The following is a 16,481-nucleotide window of genomic DNA, read 5'->3' on the forward strand; positions in this document are numbered from 1 at the left end:
GATTTTATCTTAAAGGGTGATTTACTTTGTTCGTTTCTTTTTGCTTTTTGCCAGGCTGAAGTTAAAGTCGAGCTTCAGCGAGCCTTCGCCATCGTTGGAGAACGTCACCAGTTTTTCATCGCGCTGATCTACCGCACCCACCACATAGTTCAGGATGCTGCTGACGCCGAAGGGTTGTTTCGATGCTTCCGCGGCTGCCAATAGGGTCTCTTCCTCCTCTTCCAGCATTACCGGAGGTTGGATATCCGGCACGGTTGCAGCCACTGCTTCTTCGGTAAGGGACTGTTGTTCGGCGGACGGAATAGCAGCCGGCTCACCGTTTTTCGCTAATGCGTGTGTAGACGTAGGGGTCTCTTCGGTAATCGTTATGGTACCGCCGCTCGTTTCTGCCGGCCGTTCGATGGATGGTGTTTTAGTTTCTAACGTTTCCGGCTTGTTTTCATTTTTCGGTGCGCGGTTTCGCTTCGCAAACAGGCGCTTGAGCCGGTCGATGTCCAAAGGTTCCACCGTTGGGGCAGGCACAGCCGGTTCTTCAACCACCAGCACTTCCGTTTCTTCCACATGTGCCATTGGGCTTTGAAGGTAGGTTACAGCAACTGGGCGATTATACCAATACACGATGCCGCATACCAGCAGTACACTCGCGGCAACCGATATCCACCACGTGGGAAACCGACCGTGTCGCTTTACCGGGATGATGCCACCCTGCTCCTGCTCATCGAGTTTGGAGGCTATCTTATCCCACAGGCCATTGGGCACTTCGGGATGGAAGTTGTCAAACTTGCCTGCCAGTTTCCTATCAAAATCATTTTTCTTATCTGGATTCATGGATCCCTCCTTCTACTAGTTTTATCCGTTGTTTGAGCCACGCCCGCGCTCTCGACAATTGCGATTTGGACGCACTTTCACTGATTTGCAGCGATTCGGCTATTTCCTTGTGCGAGAACCCTTCTATCGCATACATGTTGAACACCATACGGTAGCCATCGGGAAGCGCCTGTATCAGCTGCAGTAAATCTTCACATTCCAGACCGTCCATCGCGAACGTCTGCTGCGCGTCGTCGTACACCTCGTTTAACTCCACCTGCTGCCCGCCCCGCATGTTCCGGCGGTACGTCTCTATCGCCGTGTTCACGATTATCCGCCGTATCCACCCTTCAAAAGACCCCTCGCCGCGGTAGCTGTCCAAACTGCGGAACACTTTGATGAAGCCGGCCTGCAACATGTCTTCCGCTTCGAAGGTGCTGTTGGCGTAGCGCATGCACACCCCCAATAATTTTGATGCCAACGCATTGTACAATCGCTCTTGTGCCTGACGGGTGCCGGCCCTGCAAGCCTCATACAAGCTTTCTATCGTATCCGTTCGCTCCAATTCGGGTGTGTTTATTACTATGATGGTAAGATAGGCAAAAAGGTTGCACGGCAGGTGCGATTTTTTATTCGACTAAAAGCCATTGTTAGCATAACTAGTGGATGGCTCCAGTCTTACTTTGCCTGCTTGATTACTAAAGGAATGGAATCTAACGGATGATATTGATGACTTCTGCCGGTTGCCGTCTTTGCAGCCTGCTATCGAAGCGAAATCATAGAGGATTAAATAACAAAAAAAGCCGCTCGTTAAATAAGCGGCTTTTCGATGTTATTCCTATGATTTCCTTACGCCAGTAAGCGTACCGGCTCTTCCAGCAGTGATTTGAGCGTTTGCAGGAAGGCCGCTCCCGTTGCGCCATCCACCACGCGGTGGTCGCAGGTAAGCGTTACCTTCATGATGTTTCCGGGAACGATTTGCCCGTTCTTCACGATTGGTACCTGGTCGATGCCACCGATGGCGAGGATACACGAATCCGGCGCATTGATAATGGCGGTGAATTCATCGATGCCAAACATGCCCAGGTTGGATACCGTAAAGGTAGAACCCTCCCAATCTGCGGGCTGCAATTTCTTGGCTTTGGCCCGTTGAGCAAACTCTTTCACCTCGGCAGAGATATGCGAAAGGGACTTGCCATCGGCAAAACGTACCACAGGTACCAACAGCCCCTCGTCAACCGCTACCGCCACGCCGATGTTCACGTGTTCATTATAACGGATGGTGTCGCCCTGCCATGAGGCGTTGACTGCAGGGTGTTGCTTTAATGCTACAGCTGCCGCTTTGATGACCAAATCGTTGAAGGATACTTTAACCGGCGCAACCTCATTGATTTTAGCGCGTGCCGGGATGACATTATCCATATTGATTTTGATGGTGAGGTAGAAATGCGGCACGAGGAATGACTCGGAAAGTCTCCTGCTGATTGTCTTCCGCATTTGGGTAACCGGTTTTTCGGTATGGCGTTCCTCACCTACGTACTGCGGGATGCTGATGGTTGTTGTTGTCGACGCTTCGCTTGCGGGTGCTGCTGCCGCTGTAGCCGCCGTTGGTTGTGCCGATGGGGTATATGACTCGACATCCTTCTTGATGATACGGCCACCGTCGCCCGTTCCTTTCACATCGGAAAGGCTTATCCCTTTATCTTTGGCGATCTTACGGGCCAACGGTGATGCTTTCAGTCGCTCATCATCGTCGCTCGCTGACGACTTTTCCTCTTCCGTGGCTTTCGGTTGCTCAGATGCTGCCGGTTTATCGCCTTTTTCATCTGGTTTTGCTGCCGATTCGGATTTTTTACCGGTTTTTTGTTTCAGCAGCGGCGTCACATCCGTGCCTTCCTCGCCTACGATGGCGATGATATCATTCACCTTAGCGGCCTGCCCTTTTTCCACGCCGATATATAAAAGTGTACCATCGGCATAGGCGGTCACCTCCATGGTTGCTTTGTCGGTTTCCACATCGGCAATCACATCATCACTTTTGATGGTATCGCCCACTTTGAAATGCCATTCGGCAATCACTCCTTCGGTCATCGTGTCGCTGAGCAACGGCATGGTGATGACCTCTGCGTTAATGTCGTCGACGTTTACATCCGTGTCGGTACTTTCGGTCGTTTCCTCTTCAGACTTACTGTCGCCACCGTCATTTTTATCGGTGTTGGCTTCGCTGCCGCCGCCGTTACCTTCTTCGTCAAGCAACGCTTGATAGTCTTCCCCTTCTTCACCCAGTACCGCAATAACCGCATCTACAGGAACGGCTTCACCCTCTTTCGGCCCGATATACAATAGCGTTCCCTCTTGGTACGATTCGAAGTCCATCGTGGCTTTGTCGGTTTCGACTTCCGCTATCAGATCGCCAGAACCGATTTTGTCGCCCACTTTTTTGTGCCATTTCGCGATGACCCCTTCGGTCATGGTATCGCTCATTTTCGGCATTTTAACTACTTCAGCCATGTTGTATTGCGGTTAATCCTTATCTTAAACGTTAATTAGCTATCTTCCAGTATTTCAATCCAGGATATATGGGTAGTCGTCTTGCACGTAAACGTCTTTGTACAGTTCGTCTACCTCGGGATAAGGCGATTCCTCGGCGAATTTGACAGACGCCTCAACGGTCTTTTTTACCTCGGCTTCTACTTCGGTAAACCACTCGTCATTCGCATATTTCTTTTCGGCAATGATCGCCTTGGTCACGATCAGCGGATCGCGTCCTTTGTATTCTTCCAATTCTTCCTTAGTGCGGTATTTTGCCGGGTCAGACATGGAATGTCCTTTGTACCGATAGGTCCGCATTTCCAGAAACGTGGGTCCGTCGCCACTCCGTGCGCGTTGCACGGCTTCGTCCATCGCGTTATGCACGGCAACTACGTCCATGCCATCTACGGGTGCGCTGGGCATGTCAAAACCGAGTCCCATCTTGTAGATGTCGACCATGTTGGTGGTGCGGCCCACTGACGTGCCCATGGCGTAGCCATTGTTCTCGCATACGAAGATAACGGGCAGTTTCCATAGCATCGCCATGTTGAGGGTTTCGTTGAATGCACCCTGCCTTACGGCGCCATCACCCATGTAGCACACGTTAACATTGTCGACGCCGTTATATTTTTCCGCAAACGCGACACCTGCGCCCAGCGCAATCTGACCGCCTACGATACCGTGCCCACCCATGAATTTATGTTCTTTACTGAAAAGGTGCATCGAGCCGCCTTTGCCCTTGGAGCATCCGGTAGCTTTCCCAAAAAGTTCAGCCATGACGGCATCGGGTGTTACGCCCTTGGCGATGGCGTGGGCGTGGCAACGATAAGCCGTGATCATGGAATCTTCGGGCCGCAACACCGACATGGCGCCTGCTACCACGGCCTCTTGGCCGATATACAGGTGGCAAAAACCACGGATTTTCTGCTGTCCGTACAACTGACCGGCCTTCTCTTCAAATTTGCGCATGAGCAGTATGGACTTATACCACTCCAAATATGTTTCTTTTTTTATCGGTGTCGAACTCATTTCAACGTCTGTTTGCTTAACCAATTTTTGGAAGGCAAACTTAGACAAAAATGTTGTGATATGCAATTGAATAGGCGTACGGTTTCATCACTTTGTTCTCGTCAGCTTCTTTTTTTGAAGGGGTGAGGGGACCATCAGCGGAACCCGTTCAACGGTGACAAAACTGGAATCGAGGCCAAACCCGCGCTCTTCGGAAAGACTGAATGTCTTCAACACATTGTAAACATCTAATACGATGCGCTCTGCGAAGTTAAACCTTGAGGTATTGGAAAAGACGCGTTCCAGTACGACGAAACGGAAATCACCGTCTATGTCGTGCTTGCGGAGCGTATCGAAGTTGCTTTTGATCGCTACCTCGCCATTGGCGACGAGGTTTTCTACAACTTCCCGGAATAGGATGCTTATCCGCTGCTCGTCACGGAACCCCAGCCGGAAATCCACCCGGATTACCTGACCGGGTACCAGCTGGGTAATTTCGTATTCGCCTGTGTAGGGCGAGTCGGTAACGTCCACATGCACCAACCAGTATACGTCGGCTCTTTTTGGCTTTTTCTTCACCATGGAATAGATGATGCTTTCTTCGATTTCGAAATCGAAATTGGCACGGGTGAGGTAGACCAATTGGGATGCATACAGCGGAATGGATTTATCCTTGCCGATTTCGGAAATGATAGGGATATATTTTCCGATGTCTACAAAGCGCGTTTGTCTGTTTTTTATTCTTCTTGCCCACCACCAACAAAGCATCATGGAAAAGATGGTAGCCGTTATCAGTAACGTGAGCCACCCGCCATGTGTGAATTTGGACACATTGCCGATAAAAAAGGTAGACTCGATGACGAGGTACACCGCCAGGAAGCCAATAGCTAAGGCTTTTGGAACCCGCTTCTGCAAAAGAAAGACCGTCATCAGGACGGTAGTGACCATAAAACTGAGGTTTATCGCTAGCCCATATGCGGCTTCCATTTTGGCCGACTCGCGAAAGATCAGAATGACGATAATGCATCCGATGAATAGTAGCCAGTTTGCTGAAGGAACATAAAGCTGCCCTTTGAGCAGGTTGGGGTGCACAATGCGCACCTTGGGCCACAGGTTAAGCCGCACGGCTTCCGAGACCAGCGTGAAGGCCCCGGAAATCATCGCCTGACTGGCAATCACTGCTGCCAGGGTGGCCACGGAAATACCATAGGGAAGGAACCATGGTGGCATCACCATGTAAAACGGATTGTTACCGGCAAGCAATGCGCCTTCGTGTCCAAGCAACCAGGCACCCTGCCCAAAATAATTGAAAAGTAAACAGGCTTTCACAAAAATCCAGGAGATCCGGATGTTCTTACGGCCGCAATGGCCCAGGTCAGAGTACAGCGCTTCAGCCCCCGTGGTACAGAGAAAGACCGCCCCGATAATCAAAAGCGAGTGGGGGTGGTTAATAATGGTTTGGATGGCATAGTGGGGGCTAACTGCTTTAAAAATGGCGGGGCTATCGAGCAAGTGAGCAAAACCCAATATCGCCAACATCGAAAACCAAACCAGCATGACCGGGCCGAATAGCCGGCCTACCACGGCGGTACCGAACCGTTGAAGGGAAAAAAGTATGGCCACAATGATTAAAACAATCGGAACGGTTTGCAATTGCGGATAAAATATGCCTAGCCCTTCTACGGCGGATGAAATGGTAATGGCCGGCGTAATCATGCCGTCGGCCAAAAGCGCGGCACCACCAAGCATAGCGGGAAAAACGATCCATTTACCCTGCTTTCTTACCAAGGAAAAAAGGGAAAGGATCCCCCCTTCTCCCTTGTTGTCGGCGCGCAAGGTAATGATGACGTATTTTAGGGTTGTTTGCAGGGTGAGTGTCCAGAAGATACACGACAACCCTCCATAGATAAGTGCCGGATTAATGGTGTCTTGCCCTACGATGGCTTTGAAAACATATAAAGGGGACGTGCCAATATCGCCATAAATAATACCCAGGGCGATAAGGATACCGGCCGCGGTGAGAGGGTGTTTCGACGACTGCTGTTGCATTGACTCAGCGCTATTCGTCTGCAAACATAGCATTTATCGGATTAATAATCCAAAGAAAAAGCAGCGCTTTAGTTCGAATTGTATGCGTCATTCCCCAATGGCGTAATACTGGAACCCGATCGTTTGGAGGTCATTCCCGCCGAGCAGCTTCCTTCCGTCGAACACGAAAGCCGGTTTCATCATGTGGTCCTTGATGCGGTGCCAGTCGTACGCCTTGAACTCATCCCATTCGGTGAGTATGGCGATGGCATGTGCCCGCTCGGCCGCACCGTACGGATCTTCCACCACTTCCACCAACCGGCGGTTTTCTTCCGGGCTCCGCGTGCCGAGGTAGTCCAGGTCGGCATACACCTGCTCGGCGCTCACCTTTGGGTCGTACACCGTGATCTGCGCCTCTTCGTTCAACAGGGCGTCGGCCACGTAGATGGCCGCCGATTCGCGCGTGTCGTTGGTATCCTTCTTGAAGGCCCACCCCAGGAATGCGATCTTCTTGCCCGATACCGTGTTGTACATGGCCTGCACGATGTTGTCGGCGAAGCGCCGCTTCTGGTGGTCGTTCATGGCGATGACCTGCTCCCAGTAGTGGGCCACCTCGTGCAGCCCGTAGCTGCGGGCGATATAAACCAGGTTGAGGATGTCTTTCTGGAAGCAGGAGCCTCCGAAGCCCACCGAGGCCTTCAGGAACTTCGGGCCGATGCGGCTGTCGGTGCCGATGGCACGGGCCACCTCGTCCACATTGGCGCCCGTCTTCTCGCAGAGCTCGGAGATGGCGTTGATGGAGGATACCCGCTGGGCCAGGAATGCGTTGGCCGTGAGCTTGGACAGCTCCGAGGACCACAGGTTGGTGGTGAGTATCCGCTCGCGCGGCACCCACGTGGCATAGACATCCACCAGGGCCTGCACGGCCTCCTCATCTTCGCCGCCGATGAGTACGCGGTCGGGATCGTGCAGGTCGGCGATGGCCGTCCCCTCGGCCAGGAATTCCGGGTTGGACAGGATGTGGAACTCCACCCCGTTGCCCGTATTGTGCAGGATGCTCTTGAGCGTCTCGGCCGTACGCACGGGCAGGGTCGATTTCTCCACCACGATCTTATCGTCCTTGGCCACCGAGGCGATCTGCCGTGCGCAGAGCTCGATGAATTTCAGGTCGGCCGCCATGCCCTTGCCCTTGCCGTAGGTCTTGGTGGGCGTGTTCACCGAGATGAAGATCATATCGGCAGTGGCGATGGCTGCATCCACGTCGGTAGAGAAAAATAGGTTGCGCCCACGGGCTTCGGCTACCACCGCATCCAGCCCCGGCTCGTACACCGGCAGCTTCGAAAGGTCTTCATCGTTCCATGCGGCGATTCGCTCGGCGTTGATGTCTACGATCGTCACGGTGATGTCCGGGCATTGCTGGGCAATCACCGACATGGTGGGGCCGCCTACGTAGCCGGCTCCGATACAGCATATATTTTTAATCTTCATCGTACTTCTTATCTTGCGTGGCAAAAATAGAAAATAAACCACGCAACGGGAGCCTTTGGTGTGGCCCGTTTGCTACAAATCGCAATATTTTCAGGTTATCCTTGGTAGTTCTTCCTTATTCGTTAATTTTACCCTACCAAATCATGACGTGTGATTAAGCAAGAAGTTGTCGACAAAATACTGGATGCCGCCCGGGTGGAAGAGGTGGTGGGCGACTTCGTGGACCTTAAAAAGCGGGGTACGTCATTGATTGGTTTATGCCCGTTCCATAATGAGAAAACACCATCGTTCAACGTTTCTGTAAGCAAAGGAATATACAAATGTTTCGGCTGCGGCGCGGGTGGCGATTCGGTCCGTTTTGTCATGGAGCATGAGAAGTACTCCTATCCAGAGGCCTTGAAGTACCTGGCGCAGAAATATCATATCGAGGTTGAGGAAACCGAGCGTACCCCAGAGCAGGTTGCCGCGCAGGATAAGCGCGAAAGCCTCTTCATCGTAACGAACTGGGCGGGAAAATTTTTCAAGGAGACCCTGTGGGATACGGAAGATGGCCGAACCATTGGGCTCAACTATTTTCGGGAACGCGGTTACCGCGACGACATCATTCAGAAATTCGAGCTCGGCTATTCGCCCGAGGGTTGGACCGCCTTGTATGATAGCGCGAAAGCGGAAGGTTATAAGGATGAGTTCCTGGAGGCAACGGGCCTCATCATCCGCAAAGACGATGGCAGCGTGTATGACCGGTTCCGGGGTCGTGTCATGTTTCCCATACACAACCTCACGGGGCGTATACTGGGCTTCGGCGGGCGTACGCTGAAGACGGACAAGAAAACACCTAAGTACGTCAACTCGCCGGAGAGTGAGGTTTACCACAAGTCGGATGTGCTGTATGGTCTTTACTTGGCCAAGAAGCCCATTCTCGATGCCGATAATTGCTACCTCGTGGAGGGATATGCCGATGTCTTGTCTATGCACCAGGCGGGAGTGGAAAATGTGGTATCCTCATCGGGCACCTCGCTTACCACCGGGCAGGTGAGGCTGATTTCGCGCTACACCAAAAACGTAACCATCCTCTATGACGGTGATGAAGCGGGTATCAAGGCGTCGCTTCGGGGAACGGATATGCTGCTGGAGGAAGGGCTCAACGTAAAGGTGTTGCTTTTTCCGGATGGCAATGACCCCGACTCGTATGTCCAAAAGTTCGGATCGTTGGCGTTCAAGCAATACATTGCGGAGCATCAGCAGGATTTCATTTTCTATAAGACCCATGTGCTGTTGCGCGATGCGGGCAATGACCCGATAAAACGGGCGGGCGTGATCCACGATGTGGTGGAGAGCATCGCCCTGATCCCGGATGCGATCAAGGCCTCGGTCTTTGTCCGTGAATGCAGTGTGCTCCTCGACATCGAGGAACGCCTGCTCATCGCCGAGCTCAATAAACTGCGGATTGGCCGCACGAAGAAGGCCGACCGCAAAACGGAGCCGTTACCCGCGCAGCCAACGGTAGGGGCTACGGCCAACGGTCACGAGGCGCCGATACCTGTCGAAACTGTTTCGTCTGATGTGTTGCACGAGCGCGAAATCATCCGGATATTGCTTCACTACGGCAATCAGCCCGCCGCATGGGAGGAAGATGACGTGCCGATTGCCCCGCTCTTGCTGAGTGGGTTGAGCGATGTATCGTTCGATGATCTGGCATGCCGTGCTATCATTGACACCTACCGCGAATTCACCAATCGGGGTGAACTCCCGGATGAGCGGACATTTATCGCCCATCGCGATCGTGCCATTGCCGATTTGGCGATAGACCTACTGGCCACCAAATACAGCTTGAGTCCCAACTGGAATGATGAGAAGCGAAAAATTTACGTCTCGCACGAATCGGAGCGGCTGGAAGATCTTATTTACAATGCGATATACCGCATCAAAAAGCGAAAAGTGGAGCAGCAGATTTTGCAGCTACGGGAGGAAATAAAAGACGAAACCGATGCTGCCAATATGGAAATCATGCTCGCCAACTACCATAAATTGAAGGAGGTATCGAAGATGATAGCAGAGAAATTAGGAACCATCGTTGTTAAGTAAATGAATACGCTTCAAAGAGGTAAGCAGGGAGAAGACGCAGCGGTACGGCTGTTGCAGCAGCAGGGTTACCGAATCCGGCACCAGAACTGGCGTTACAAAAATCTGGAAGTAGATATCATCGCTGATGAGGGGGGTATACTGGTTTTCGTTGAAGTGAAAACCCGGGCCAGCCATGCTTATGGGATGCCCTACGAGTTTGTCGACTATGCAAAGCAAGCCAAGCTTACACGTGCCGCGAACCAGTATATCGCAGCCGCGAAATATGGCGGGGAGATCCGGTTCGATGTAGTATCCATCTTGTATTCGGAGAAAAATAAAACCTACAATATGCGGCTGATCCGCGATGCGTTTTGGCCAGATTGATAAATAAGCGCAACAATCGTTCGCGAAGAAAAATAACTAAGTTTGTCCGCATGAACAGATTAATCTATTTCCCCGTGGTGTTGTTCGTTTTTATAGCCTCATGCAATACGCAGAAAAGGGCCTCCAAGTTCCGATTTGACACACCGGAGGCAGGCACACTGGTACCACTGGGTGAGTCCGTACCGATGAAGCTGATATTCCCCGACGAGGTGTCTTCGTTCGACTCGGTGGTATACAGTATGGATGGCGAAGTGCTGGCGCGGAAAACTGACAGCACGGTGGTTAGTCTCAATACCGAAAACACTGCTTTCGGCAGTCGGACGCTCAGCGCCAAACTTTACCACAACGGAGAAGAGCGGGTGGCGTATAGTAACATCGTAGTGGTGCCCCCGGCCCCGAAGCGGTACAGCTTTAGCGTCATTGCCGAATACCCGCACGATGCCGAGGCCTATACGCAGGGGCTTGAATTTGACGAAAACGGTGCGTTATACGAAAGCACGGGTTTTGAAAGTTCAGGGCAGAATGGTAAATCATCGCTCCGCAAGGTGAATTACCAGAACGGGGAGGTGCTTCAGAAAATTGAACTGGATGCGAAGTATTTCGGTGAAGGGTTAACATTGGTTGGCGATAAAATCATCCAGCTGACGTGGCGAAGCAACGTGGGGTTTGTTTACAACAAAAACACGTTTGCTAAGATCGGCGAATTTATCTACGGGCATAGCAAGGAAGGGTGGGGATTGTGTTACGACGGTAAGCAACTTATCAAATCGGATGGCACCAGTCGGCTTTACTTTCTCAACAAGGATACGTACGCCGAGGAAGGGTCCATCGAAGTGTATGATCATAAAGGACCGCTGGATAGCCTCAATGAGCTGGAATACATCGACGGTAAGATCTATGCCAATATATATACCAAAGATATCATCGTGATCATCGACCCCAAGACCGGGGCCGTGGAGGGGGAGATTAACCTGATTGGTATTTATCCCGACAAAGCGGACTACAACAACGAACTTAACGGGATCGCTTACGACCGCGGTGGCGACCGGCTGTTCGTAACGGGTAAGCTTTGGAGCAAGCTTTACCATATCGCGCTCATCGACCGATAATAACGCCATCATGCTGAGCGACATCAAGTATATATTCAAATACCGTGAAAATACGGTAGACCGCGTGATGCTTTATGTCAGTTTGGTATGCGCACTGATTGTGCTATTCCACTTGGGGTACAACACGGATAAAGCCACGGCGCTGCAGTTTGCCGTTATTATCAAATGGCTGTTCTACGGGTTATTTTTCCTCGGGGCCTTTCGCATCGGCTCTTCCATTTTGGCGGCTCGGAAAGTGGGCGTTGCCCATTATGCCGGCTTGGTGCTGACCTTATATTTCTTGACGGTCATTTTGGCGCGGGTGACCCTGGAGCCGCACTTGGCTTTCCTCCGGAACGATGAATGGCTCTACCTCGGCATCTTTGCCGTATTTCTTACAGAACTGTCCAAAAGCAGCCTCTTTTTCGATAACTTCTATTTTAACCCGACGATCCTGTTTGTTATCAGCTTTTTAGTGCTGATCCTGGTGGGGACCTTGTTGTTGATGCTACCTAGAACGACAGCGGGCGTGCCGCTACCCTTCGTGGATGCGTTATTTATGGCTACCAGTGCGGTCTGCATCACGGGGCTTGCAACGGTAGATATCGCCACCCAATTCTCCGAATTTGGCCATACGGTTATCCTTATCCTTATTCAACTGGGGGGGCTTGGTATCATGACGTTTACCGGATTCTTCGGCTATTTCTTCAGCGGTGGGTTTTCTTATAAGAACCAATTGATGTATAGTGAGTTCCTGGGGCAGAATAAAGTCGCTTCAGTCATCAATACCTTGTTGAAGATTATTTTCGTTACGCTTTTTTTCGAGGTGCTGGGTGCGGTTTTTATCTTTTTCAGCACAGAGGCTGCAGCTTTTGAGAGCTATAGCGACCGGGTGTTTTTTGCGGTCTTCCATGCGGTTTCGGCATTTTGCAATGCCGGGTTCACCACCGTCGCCGGCGGGCTCAACCAAGCCGCTTTCCGATTCAATTACGAGATGCAGGTCGTGCTTTCACTGTTGTTTATTCTGGGCGGATTGGGTTTTGGCATTGTTTTCAACACCTACACGTTCATCAAGCGGTGGGCGGTCAACGTTTTCCTACGGCTGTTCCATGGCAAACCGTATACGTACCGTGCGTGGGTCATCAGCTTCAACACCCGATTGATTATGTGGGTCACGTTGATGTTGGTGGCATTCTCCACGGTGGCCACTTTTGTGCTGGAATACAACCATACGCTGGCGGCGCACGATTCCTTTTGGGGTAAATGGATCGCCGCCTTTTTTACGGGCAATAGCGCCCGCACCGCCGGATTCAGCGTTGCTGATGCCAGCAGCTTTTCGATGCCGATGCTGGCCACGGCCGTTTTCCTGATGTGGGTGGGCGCCTCGCCGGGGTCGACCGGCGGTGGTATCAAAACCACGACGTTTGCCGTGGCGCTGCTCAACATCGTTAGCTTGGCCAAAGGGAAGGATAAACTGGAAATTTTTGGCCGCGAAATATCCAATGATTCCATCAGCAAGGCATTTGCCGTCATCGTACTATCTTTTCTGGCGGTCGGTACCACCATGGTTGGGCTTGCGATTACCGATAGCCACCTCGGCTTTATGTCTATTGCATTCGAGAGCTTTTCGGCGTATGCCACCTGCGGACTTAGCTTAGGCATTACACCGCAGCTGAGCGCCGCGGGTAAGGTGATTATTATCTGTAGCATGTTTGTAGGTCGGGTAGGGCTGCTCACCTTGCTGGTGGCACTCGTTAAGAATACCCAGAACAGAAGTTATGAATATCCACAGGAAAAGATACTGTTTTAAGTAAGGTGTTATGAAGTTTATCGTTTTAGGATTGGGCAATTTCGGCAAAGCCCTCGCCATCCGCCTCACCGAATTGGGCCACGAAGTAATCGGCGCCGACAACCGCATGACCAAAGTGGAATCGCTGAAGGAGAAAATCACCCATACGATACGTATGGATACCACAGATGCGGACGCCATGAGCGCACTGCCCCTCAAAGATGCCGATGCGGCCATTGTGGCTATAGGCGAAGATGAAGGTGCGTCGTTGCTTACCACGGCGCTGCTCAAGCAATTTGAGGTGAAGCGTATTATCGGCCGTGTGGTCTCTGACCTACAGAAAACGGTGCTCGAAGCCATGGATATCGACGAATATATCATGCCTGAGGAAGAAGCGGCTGCCCGGTTGGCCATGCGGTTGGACAATACCGATATCGTGGATTCGTTCAAGATATCCGAGCGGTACAGCATTGTAGAAACGAAAGTGCCCGCAAAGTATGTGGGAATGACCCTGATGGAGGCAAATCTGACCAATAAATTCAAGGTTATCGTGCTCACTACCATCAAATCGACCGAAACACTGGAAGATGGCAAGATGAAGTTGAGCACGGAAGCGACCGGCATCGCCCAGTCGGATACGATACTGGCCGAAGATGATATCTTGGTACTGTTTGGCGAGCTGAAAGACATCAACCGGCTTATCCAGAAAGGCGAGTAGGGGGCAATGATATTTTTATTAAACGGAGTTCGAGAATACCACGCATTTTATCTAAGTTTGGCGTTTGTTCGGAAAATAAGATACCCTAATTGAAACCATTGAATGAAAACCTGGTTCAACAATAACTCAATCCACTTGGCGATAATCGGTGTTTTTATCGCGATTACGTTTATCTATTTCCCGCCCGCGTGGCAGGGTAAGGTACTGTACCAGCACGACGTATTGCAGGCACAGGCTGGGCAACAAGAGATACTGAATATCAAGGCGCGCGATGGCGATATGCCGTTGTGGACAAACTCCATGTTCGGCGGGATGCCCTCCTACCAAGTGTTGATTGAACTGCCCAGTAACCTCACGACGTATATCATGCATGGTTTCAAGGGCGTATTCCCTCACCCCATTGATGTGGTGTTGCTCTACCTAATTGGGGCGTATCTATTGTTCTGCGTGCTCCGGGTAAAGCCCTGGCTTGCGGCGGTGGGTGCCGTCGCCTTTGCTTTTTCATCATACAACTTCATCTATATTGAGGCGGGCCATGCCAATAAGACCTATGCAATTGCTTTTATGGCGCCGATATTGGCCGGTATTTTATTGGCCTTTCGCGGCAAATACCTATGGGGTGCCGTGTTGTTGGCACTGGCCATGGCGCTCGAAATCCGCGTTAATCATATTCAGGTAACCTACTACCTGTTTTTGGCGGCATTGATTTTAGTAGGTATAGAGGCCTATGGGGCCATCCGAGAGAAACGGATGCTGGCCTTTGGTAAGGCTATTGGGTACCAGGTGGCAGCAGTAGTTGTGGCACTAGCGGTAAATGCGTCGCTATTGTGGCCTACTTATGAATACAGCAAAGAAACGCTCCGCGGGGAATCCAACCTGAAGACCGAGAATACACAGCGGGCCGACAACGGCGTGAGCCGCGAATATGCTTATCAATGGAGTCAGGGCGTAGGCGAGAGTCTCACCTTTCTGATACCCAATGCATACGGTGGCGGTATGTCTACTCGTTTGGATGGAGAGTCGAACGTGGCCAAGCTCGTCATCGGCAAAGGAGCTGACCCTAACCAGGCGGCTGGGTTTGCCGCCAATCTGCCGACCTATTGGGGCGAAAAGCCTGGTACATCCGGTCCGTGGTATTTCGGAGCCGGGGTGATGTTTCTGTTTGTGTTAGGACTAGTTATTGTGCCCGGCCGTATCAAGTGGTGGCTGGCCGGTGCTACGGCATTGGTGCTGTTGCTGTCGTTCGGGCGGCATTTCCCGTTGGTATCGGATTTGTTTTTCTATTACTTCCCGATGTACAACAAGTTCAGGGCGGTCGAGTCAACCCTGATTATTGCTACCCTTCTTGTTCCTGTGTTGGCTGTGCTCGCCATAAATGAGCTCATAAAAAACGGACCTGCTATCAAAAAGCTAGATAAGAAGGTATTGTATGTATTTTACGGCGTAGGTGGCATAGCATTATTGATTGCCGCCTTGCCCGATTTGTTTTTGAGCTTCAAAAGTTCAAACCACCAAGCCATGACCCAGCAGTACGGCCAGCAGCTGCAAGATAATACGTTTGCCAAGGAGCTGATGGCGGCGTTGGTGAAAGACCGCGTATCGCTGGCCCGGGCCGATGCGTTCCGCTCGCTCCTGTTTGTGGCTGCAACGTTTGTGTTGGTGTGGCTGCTGGTAAAAAATAAACTGAAGGCACAAACAGCTGTGATTTTGCTGGGTATCGTTACGTTGATCGATCTCTGGGGCGTGGACAGGCGCTACCTGAACGACGACCGATTTGCCGACAAGCTGCAACTGACGCGGCAGTTCAATCCGGAGCGCGAGGTAGATAAGCTCATTTTGATGGATAAGGACCCGAATTATCGTGTCTTTGACGTCACCACGAATCCGTTTGCTGATGCACGGACGTCGTATTTCCATAAATCTATCGGTGGTTACCACGCGGCCAAGCTGATGCGCTATCAGGAATTGATTGAACACCAATTTTCGGGTGCGATTAATGAAGACGTGCTGGACATGCTAAACACACGCTATCTGATCACTGCCGATAATGAAAACAACCAACGTATCCAACGGCGCAGCACTGCTGCAGGGAACGCATGGTTTGTGGATCAGGTGACCTTTGTAGCAAACAATGAGGAGGAAATGGAGGCCATCAATGTATTCGACCCTTCAAAAGAAGCGTTTATCCACGAAGAGTTTAAACCGTTGTTGGATGAAAGCCGGCTGAGCCTACCCGAGAACGCATCGATTGAACTCACGTCGTACCGGCCGGATCATCTGATCTACGAATACTCCGCCCCGCGGGATGCCCTTGCCATCTTTTCCGAAATCTGGTACGATAAAGGCTGGAAAGCTTTTGTGGATGGCAAAGAACTTCCGATTCTGCGGGCCAATTACGTGTTGCGGGCCCTGCAATTGCCGGGGGGGAACCATCAGGTGGAATTTAAGTTTGAACCGAAGTCATATCACTTGGGCGAGACCATTTCCTTGATCGGGTCGATTGTGCTGGTATTGGGGCTTGCAGCTGCCGGATGGTTCGAGTTTCGACGGAAGCAAGTATCGGCCTGAGCTACTG

At 51.5% G+C, this 16,481-nt stretch carries 12 protein-coding genes; 6 read left to right on the plus strand and 6 right to left on the minus strand.

The window, feature by feature from the left end; all coding sequences use genetic code 11:
* Positions 1-21: 21 nt before the first annotated feature.
* The 6 genes from U9S71_RS13775 to U9S71_RS13800 form a co-directional block, all read right to left on the minus strand.
* The gene (locus U9S71_RS13775; RefSeq protein ID WP_326328090.1) at positions 22-828 is read right to left on the minus strand and encodes a hypothetical protein; all 807 of its coding nucleotides are present in this window, start codon (positions 826-828) and stop codon (positions 22-24) included.
* Positions 815-1,372: an RNA polymerase sigma factor gene (locus U9S71_RS13780; RefSeq protein WP_326328091.1), complete on the minus strand. Its 558-nt coding sequence runs from the start codon at positions 1,370-1,372 to the stop codon at positions 815-817. Before U9S71_RS13780 ends, U9S71_RS13775 begins: the two co-directional genes overlap by 14 nt.
* 284 nt (positions 1,373-1,656) lie before the next feature.
* On the minus strand, positions 1,657-3,318 hold the full coding sequence (locus U9S71_RS13785) for a pyruvate dehydrogenase complex dihydrolipoamide acetyltransferase (protein ID WP_326328092.1): 1,662 nt from the start codon (positions 3,316-3,318) through the stop codon (positions 1,657-1,659).
* 54 nt (positions 3,319-3,372) lie between these two features.
* Entirely contained in the window at positions 3,373-4,368 is a 996-nt protein-coding gene (gene pdhA, locus U9S71_RS13790; protein ID WP_326328093.1) for a pyruvate dehydrogenase (acetyl-transferring) E1 component subunit alpha, read from the minus strand.
* Between the two features lie 87 nt (positions 4,369-4,455).
* Positions 4,456-6,396 (minus strand): KUP/HAK/KT family potassium transporter, encoded by a 1,941-nt coding sequence (locus U9S71_RS13795; protein WP_326328094.1) that lies wholly within the window; start codon positions 6,394-6,396, stop codon positions 4,456-4,458.
* An 87-nt stretch (positions 6,397-6,483) separates the two neighbouring features.
* Entirely contained in the window at positions 6,484-7,863 is a 1,380-nt protein-coding gene (locus U9S71_RS13800; protein ID WP_326328095.1) for a nucleotide sugar dehydrogenase, read from the minus strand.
* A gap of 150 nt (positions 7,864-8,013) precedes the next feature.
* Here U9S71_RS13800 and dnaG point away from each other — a divergent pair, with 150 nt between their 5' ends.
* The 6 genes from dnaG (at position 8,014) to U9S71_RS13830 (ending at position 16,474) form a co-directional block, all read left to right on the plus strand.
* Entirely contained in the window at positions 8,014-9,948 is a 1,935-nt protein-coding gene (gene dnaG / locus U9S71_RS13805; RefSeq protein WP_326328096.1) for a DNA primase, read from the plus strand.
* The gene (locus tag U9S71_RS13810) at positions 9,949-10,311 is read left to right on the plus strand and encodes a YraN family protein (RefSeq protein ID WP_326328097.1); all 363 of its coding nucleotides are present in this window, start codon (positions 9,949-9,951) and stop codon (positions 10,309-10,311) included. It abuts the gene before it with no gap.
* Between the two features lie 50 nt (positions 10,312-10,361).
* Positions 10,362-11,420, plus strand: coding sequence for a glutaminyl-peptide cyclotransferase (locus U9S71_RS13815; protein ID WP_326328098.1), 1,059 nt, complete (start codon positions 10,362-10,364; stop codon positions 11,418-11,420).
* A 10-nt stretch (positions 11,421-11,430) separates the two neighbouring features.
* Positions 11,431-13,209, plus strand: coding sequence for a TrkH family potassium uptake protein (locus U9S71_RS13820; RefSeq protein ID WP_326328099.1), 1,779 nt, complete (start codon positions 11,431-11,433; stop codon positions 13,207-13,209).
* A gap of 10 nt (positions 13,210-13,219) precedes the next feature.
* Positions 13,220-13,906 (plus strand): potassium channel family protein, encoded by a 687-nt coding sequence (locus U9S71_RS13825; protein WP_326328100.1) that lies wholly within the window; start codon positions 13,220-13,222, stop codon positions 13,904-13,906.
* Positions 13,907-14,008: 102 nt separating this feature from the next.
* Complete coding sequence (locus tag U9S71_RS13830; protein WP_326328101.1) at positions 14,009-16,474, plus strand: YfhO family protein; 2,466 nt, start codon at positions 14,009-14,011, stop codon at positions 16,472-16,474.
* The last annotated feature ends 7 nt before the right edge of the window (positions 16,475-16,481 follow it).

It is taken from the genome of Parapedobacter flavus (assembly GCF_035818675.1).
GTDB classification, from domain to species: Bacteria; Bacteroidota; Bacteroidia; order Sphingobacteriales; family Sphingobacteriaceae; genus Parapedobacter; species Parapedobacter flavus.